The sequence below is a fragment of the Mycobacterium sp. genome (genome assembly GCF_004298145.1).
Lineage (GTDB): Bacteria > Actinomycetota > Actinomycetes > Mycobacteriales > Mycobacteriaceae > Mycobacterium.
In genome coordinates this window covers 23848-29847 of sequence record NZ_SCRH01000044.1, presented here as the reverse complement: position 1 = coordinate 29847, position 6000 = coordinate 23848, and the positions used below count along the sequence as shown (strand labels likewise).

The following is a 6000-nucleotide window of genomic DNA, read 5'->3' as shown; positions in this document are numbered from 1 at the left end:
TGGCACTCTGACTATTGGTGTGACTGGCACGTTGAGTGACGGTGGTGTGGTGACGGTCAATTCGGCTGGGACGCTGGCTGATAGCGGTGCTGTCACTGTCAATGGGGGTGCGGTGCTGGGGTCGGCTGGCACCCTGACGGATAGCGGCGCGGTGACGGTCGCAAATGGTGGTGCGCTCTCTGTCAACGGCGGAACGGTTCTGGGGTCCGGTGGGCTTCTTACCGATAGCGGTACCTTGACCGTCGCGAATGGCGGCACCCTGTCGGTGAATGGGGGGTCGGTGGTTGGCTCTGGCGGGACTTTGACGGTCAGCTCGGGTGGGGTGCTCACCGATCAAGGTGTCGTAACCGTCAGTAGTGGGGGGGTTTTGGGTTCGGGTGGCACCCTGACCGATAGCGGTACCGTGATGGTCAGCGCCGGTGGCAGTTTGGCCGATGGCGGCACGGTGACCATCAATACCGGTGGCACGCTGGCGGATTCGGGGACCGTGACCGTCGCCAGTGGTGGCACATTGACGGATGGCGGCACGTTCACGGTGAGCGTGGGTGGCACGCTCACGGACAGCGGCACCTTTACGGTCAGTTCGGGTGGCGCGCTGACCAACGGTGGCACTGTCACGGTCGTCGGCACCCTGGCCGACAGCGGCATCGTCACCGTCGGGTCCGGCAGCATCTTCACCGTCGATCCCGGCGGCATCGTCCCCATCCTCAATGGCGGAAGCATCATTATCGGCCCCGGCGAGGTCATCACCATTGGCCCCGGTGGCAGTTACACCTCTACCGGCGTGATCGGTCCCGTCACCATCGCCCCCGGTTCACCGGTGCCGCCTGATGCGGTGTTCGGCATCTTTCCGGGCGGGCTTGCCTCCCCTGGCCTGGCCGGACTGGCGGGGCTTTCCGGAATTCAGCCGCCGCAAGACAATTCAGTGCTTGCGCGTCTGGATCGGACGGTGGACCTTGTTGTCGATATATAGATGCGATCGAAGTTCGGTGCTGCTGGGATCTCCTCGCATCCGAGGTTGACCAGTGGGTTCGGTTGGGTAGGAGAGGTCATGGAAAGCGTTCAGCGAGAAGGTAATACGAAGTCTAGGACGCCGGAGCCGCCGCGGTCCCGGTCCAGCGATCCCTCCGGGCGCCGGGGCAAAGCAATAGCGCGCGGGCCGTTATCGGTGCCGCCGAGCTGGTCCGCGGCCACCCCGCGGATCCAGACGGCCTCGCCTCTGTCGGCTGCCGCCAGCCGTAACGCCACCCCTCGCCCCACCGCAGGGAACCCAATGGTGAGCACGTACTCCAAGGGACTGATGGCGATGCTGACCTGGCCGGGTGCGATCTCTGCAGCGACCCGTTCACCGGACCCGCATGACGGCAAAGCCGGTGATCCCGCGCCCGCAATCGCCCAGGCCGCAACCAACACCACGGTGCGGACCGCGGGCCCCGCAATCGTCATCCGCATCCTGCAAGGCCAAACCGCCACCCTCCCGTTCGGCAGCACGATCGCTCTCGGCGAAGGCACCACCATGCTCGTCGAGGGCGGCTCCATCACCGTGGAAGGCGCTGGGGCCTGCGTCGCGAACGTCCCCGTCACCGTCAACGACGGCAGCACTGTCACGACCCTTGGCCGGTGTCGCGCGACCGGCGCCGTCATCCCCTCCAACACGCGGCTACTCGCTGGCACCTACGGCGCCTTCACACTCAGTCAGTACCGCCGAGCACGGGTCGAGATCGAACTGATCAGCGGCACCGCCACCATCGGTACCGGCCCACACACCGGCGAGGTCACCATCCCCGCCTTCCGCACCGCCACCGCCACCGTCGGCGCGGACGGCGTCACGATCACCAACTCCGAAGGCACAATCACCGTCACCACCCGTCGGTACCCGCAACTCGGGTACTGCAACGGCGCTCGTTCGCCGGGCCGGGTGCGCTCATGACGCGCGCTGCGGTGTTCGACGTCCAGAAGGGCTGACAAGTCGGCGGCTCGCAGCCACGTAGGTGGGCGTCCGCGTCGCCGCGGGCCAAGCTGCAGCCCAAGCTGCGTCAACGCCGCGACTCGTATAGTCGACGGCGAGTCGGGCGGGACAGCGTGGGACAGGAGGACAGGTGGCAGGTCGACCACTGCAATGCTTCGAAGTTGTCGGTACCGAGCAGCTCACCCCACACATGGTGCGGGTGGTGCTGCGGGGTAATAATTTTGATTCCTTCGTGCCCAGCAAGTTCACCGACTCCTACGTCAAGCTGGCGTTCGTCGCCGACGACGTGGACGTGGCCGGTTTGCCCGAGCCGCTGACCCTCGACAGCTTCGCCGGCCTGCCACCGGAGAAGAAGCCCTCGGTGCGCACCCTCACCGTCCGGCACGTCGACGTCGAGGCCCGCCAGATCGCGTTGGACATCGTCGTGCACGGCGAGCACGGGACGGCGGGCGAGTGGGCGGCGACGGCCCAGCCCGGCCAGCCGATCTACCTGATGGGCCCCGGCGGCGCGTACACACCCGACCCGGCCGCCGACTGGCACCTGCTGGCCGGCGACGAATCGGCGCTGCCGGCCATCGCCGCGGCGCTGGAAGCGTTGCCGCCCAGCGCGGTCGGCAAGGCGTTCATCGAGGTGGCAGGCCAGGAGGATGAGATTCCGCTGACCGCGCCCGAAGGCGTCGAGGTGCATTGGGTGTATCGCGGCGGCCGCGCCAACCTGGTTCCCGAGGATCGCGCCGGCGATCAGGCGCCGCTGATCAAGGCCGTCACCAGCGCCCCGTGGCTGCCCGGACAGGTGCACGTCTTCATTCACGGCGAGGCACAGGCCGTCATGCACAATCTGCGGCCCTACATCCGCCAGGAGCGGGGCGTGGACGCCAAATGGGCCTCGTCGATCTCGGGTTACTGGCGCCGCGGCCGCACCGAAGAGACGTTCCGCCAATGGAAGAAAGAACTGGCCGAGGCGGAGGCGGCGAACTCGTCCACCTGACGGCTCGACTGGCATTCTTCTTTCATGGCATTCGGCGACTACCAGAACGAGATCTACTTCAAGGGCTTGGGCGGGGTGGCACCCGCGCTGCCGATGGCCTTCGCGGAGTTGGAGGCCCGGGCCGAGCGGGCCATGTCGCCCTCGGTGTGGTCCTACGTCGCCGGTGGCGCCGGCGACGAACGCACGCAGCGGGCCAACCGGGAGGCGTTCGATCATTGGGGCCTGATCCCGCGCATGTTCGTCGGCGCCGCCGACCGCGACCTGTCGGTGGAGATGTTCGGCCTGACCCTGCCGTCTCCGCTGTTCATGGCACCGATCGGCGTCATCGGCATCTGCGCGCAAGACGGCCGCGGCGACCTGGCCACCGCGCGCGCGGCCTCTCGCACCGGTGTCCCCATGGTCGTTTCCACCCTGACCGCCGACCCGATGGAAGACGTCGCCTCGGAGTTCGGGGACACCCCGGGCTTCTTCCAGCTGTACACGCCGAAGGATCGCGAGCTGGCCGCCAGCCTCGTGCAGCGGGCCGAAGCCGCCGGTTTCAAAGGCATCATCGTCACCCTCGACACCTGGATTCCCGGGTGGCGCCCACGCGACCTCACCACGGCCAACTTTCCCCAGTTGCGGGGGCACTGCCTGAGCAACTACACCAGCGATCCCGTCTTCCGCGCCGGCCTGCAGCGCCCGCCCGAGGAGGACCCGCAAGGCACCGTGCTGCGGTGGATACAGACCTTCGGAAACCCGTTGACCTGGGACGACCTCGAATGGCTGCGGTCGCTGACCGACCTGCCGCTGATCATCAAGGGCATCTGCCATCCCGACGACGCCCGACGCGCCAAGGACGGCGGCGTCGACGGCATCTATTGCTCCACTCACGGTGGACGGCAGGCCAACGGCGGTCTGCCCGCGCTGGAGTGCCTGCCGGGCGTGGTCGAGGCGGCCGACGGGCTGCCGGTCCTGTTCGACTCGGGCATCCGCAGCGGCGCCGACGTCGTCAAGGCGCTGGCGCTGGGCGCGACGGCCGTGGGGATCGGCCGGCCGTACGCCTACGGCCTGGCACTCGGCGGCGACGACGGCATCGTGCACGTGCTGCGCTCGATCCTCGCCGAAGCGGACCTCATCATGGCCGTCGACGGGTATCCCACGCTCAAAGATCTCACCCCGGACACGCTTCGGCGCGTCGACTAGAGAGCGGCGCGCGGCACCTGCGACCGTGGGGGAGTGCAGGCGATCCTCGACGAATTCGACGAGTACCTGGATTTGCAATGCGGCCGGTCAGCCCACACCCGCCGCGCCTACCTGAGCGACCTGCGCTCGCTGCTTGCGTTCACCGGCGACCGCGGAGCCGGCCTGGACGGGTTGAGCCTGCCGCTGCTGCGCTCGTGGTTGTCCGCCGCGGCCGCGGCCGGCGTCGCCCGCACGACGTTGGCCCGACGCACCTCGGCGGTCAAGGTCTTCACCGCCTGGGCCACCCGGCGCGGCCTGCTGGCCACCGACCCCGCCGCTCGGCTACAGGTTCCCAAGGCACACCGCACCCTGCCCGCGGTGCTGCGCCAGGATCAGGCGCTCGACGCCATGGCCGCCGCCAAATCCGGTGCCCAGCAAGGTGATCCGTTGGCGCTGCGAGACCGACTCATCGTCGAGATGCTCTATGCCACCGGGATCCGCGTCAGCGAACTGTGCGGCCTGGACATCGACGACGTGGACGCGCGGCATCGGCTGCTGCGCGTCCTCGGCAAGGGCAACAAGCAACGCAGTGCGCCGTTCGGGGGGCCGGCCGCCGATGCGCTCGACGCGTGGCTGGCCGACGGACGCCCCGCCCTGGTGAATGCCGAGTCGGGTCCGGCGCTGCTCCTGGGCTCGCGGGGCCGCCGGCTCGACGTCCGCCAAGCCCGCACCGTGGTGCACCAGACCGTCGCCGCGGTGGGCGGCGCGCCGGACATGGGGCCGCACGGCCTGCGTCACACCGCGGCCACACACCTCCTCGAAGGCGGCGCTGACCTGCGCGTCGTCCAGGAACTACTCGGCCATTCCAGCCTGGCGACCACGCAGCTCTACACCCATGTCGCGGTGTCCCGGTTGCGTGCGGTGCACGATCAGGCCCACCCGCGCGCCTGAGGACACCCCCACTGGCCTGACACATGGGCCTCACCTGCCACAACTGCCCCTGGAGCGGACGGGCGCAGCCTTTGCACACCTCCGAGCGACAACCGTTTTTCGCTGGTCACCGGCCCGCGACATTGTCGTTGTGAGGCGGACACAACGCCTGTCCACCCACGGAGGGACTCCTGCGGCCGCTGTTACTAACGTTGCGTGGGGTTGGCCGGCTGCACGGGTTTGAGGCGGATCGGCGTGGACTTCAGCAGGCCCAACGGATCGACATAGTGCGCCCCCGACGCCGGACCCCACATCGCGCCCCAGTGCAAACACGCCGCGGCCCCGCAGCCGGGATGCCCGGCCACCAACGCGCCGATCACCGTCACGGCCGTCACGGACTGGCCGACCCGCACGGCCGCCCGGACCGGCTCGTAGCTGGTGCGCAACCCCCCGGGATGGGCCAGCGACACCACCGGTCGCCCGGCCAGCAGTCCGGCGAACACCACGGTGGCGGCGCCCGCGGCGTACACCGGCTGGCCGGCGGTGCCGGCCAGGTCCACACCGCGATGGCCGGGATGCCAGTCCTGCGGCGGAGCGTCGAAAGCCCGGGCGATGGCCGGTGGCGGGCGCAACGGCCATTCGAGGCGATCCTCGTCGGCAACCGCCGGTATCGCGCTGACCAGGGTCGCACTCAACGTCAGCGCTATCCACCGCATCCAGGCAGTTCAGCGCGGCTCCGCCGACGGGGTCCACCCGGTCTCACCGCCGTTGTGGACGGCGCCGCCGCTTGGGGAAGCGTGGCAAAACCACCTGCTGAGTCGGTGTAAACTGCTGCTCGCAGCTCGTTCGCGGGCTGACTTCGCGCGTCCGCATCGCGTCTCCGGTTCCACGAGGAGTTCGCACCGCATGCCGGGCGGTCCCGACCGGGTTTTTCCGGCCGGGTCCGGCA

At 69.1% G+C, this 6000-nt stretch carries 4 protein-coding genes and 2 pseudogenes; 5 read left to right on the top strand and 1 reads right to left on the bottom strand.

All coding sequences use genetic code 11. The annotated features are described in order from the left end of the window. From EPN51_RS17685 to EPN51_RS17665, 5 genes and pseudogenes are all read left to right on the top strand, one after another. Nucleotides 1-973, top strand: a pseudogene (locus tag EPN51_RS17685) (hypothetical protein); the annotation flags it as partial. Nucleotides 974-1273: 300 nt separating this feature from the next. Then, the gene (locus EPN51_RS17680) at nucleotides 1274-1930 is read left to right on the top strand and encodes a hypothetical protein (protein ID WP_293044878.1); all 657 of its coding nucleotides are present in this window, start codon (nucleotides 1274-1276) and stop codon (nucleotides 1928-1930) included. 169 nt (nucleotides 1931-2099) lie between these two features. Then, a complete protein-coding gene (locus tag EPN51_RS17675; protein WP_293044876.1) occupies nucleotides 2100-2957 on the top strand; it encodes a siderophore-interacting protein in 858 nt (285 codons plus the stop codon). 24 nt (nucleotides 2958-2981) lie between these two features. Continuing rightward, a complete protein-coding gene (locus EPN51_RS17670) occupies nucleotides 2982-4142 on the top strand; it encodes a lactate 2-monooxygenase (RefSeq protein WP_293044874.1) in 1161 nt (386 codons plus the stop codon). Nucleotides 4143-4175: 33 nt separating this feature from the next. Further along, nucleotides 4176-5072: a tyrosine recombinase XerC gene (locus EPN51_RS17665; protein ID WP_293044873.1), complete on the top strand. Its 897-nt coding sequence runs from the start codon at nucleotides 4176-4178 to the stop codon at nucleotides 5070-5072. A 212-nt stretch (nucleotides 5073-5284) separates the two neighbouring features. Here EPN51_RS17665 and EPN51_RS17660 read toward each other — a convergent pair. Beyond that, nucleotides 5285-5737: pseudogene (locus EPN51_RS17660) on the bottom strand (M23 family metallopeptidase); the annotation flags it as partial. Nucleotides 5738-6000 lie beyond the last annotated feature (263 nt).

What these genes read in the sequence shown, in the direction of transcription:
- EPN51_RS17680 (WP_293044878.1), top strand. Translation starts at nt 1,274, where the DNA reads ATGGTGAGCACGTACTCCAAGGGACTGATGGCGATGCTGACCTGGCCG.
- EPN51_RS17670 (WP_293044874.1), top strand. Translation starts at nt 2,982, where the DNA reads ATGGCATTCGGCGACTACCAGAACGAGATCTACTTCAAGGGCTTGGGC.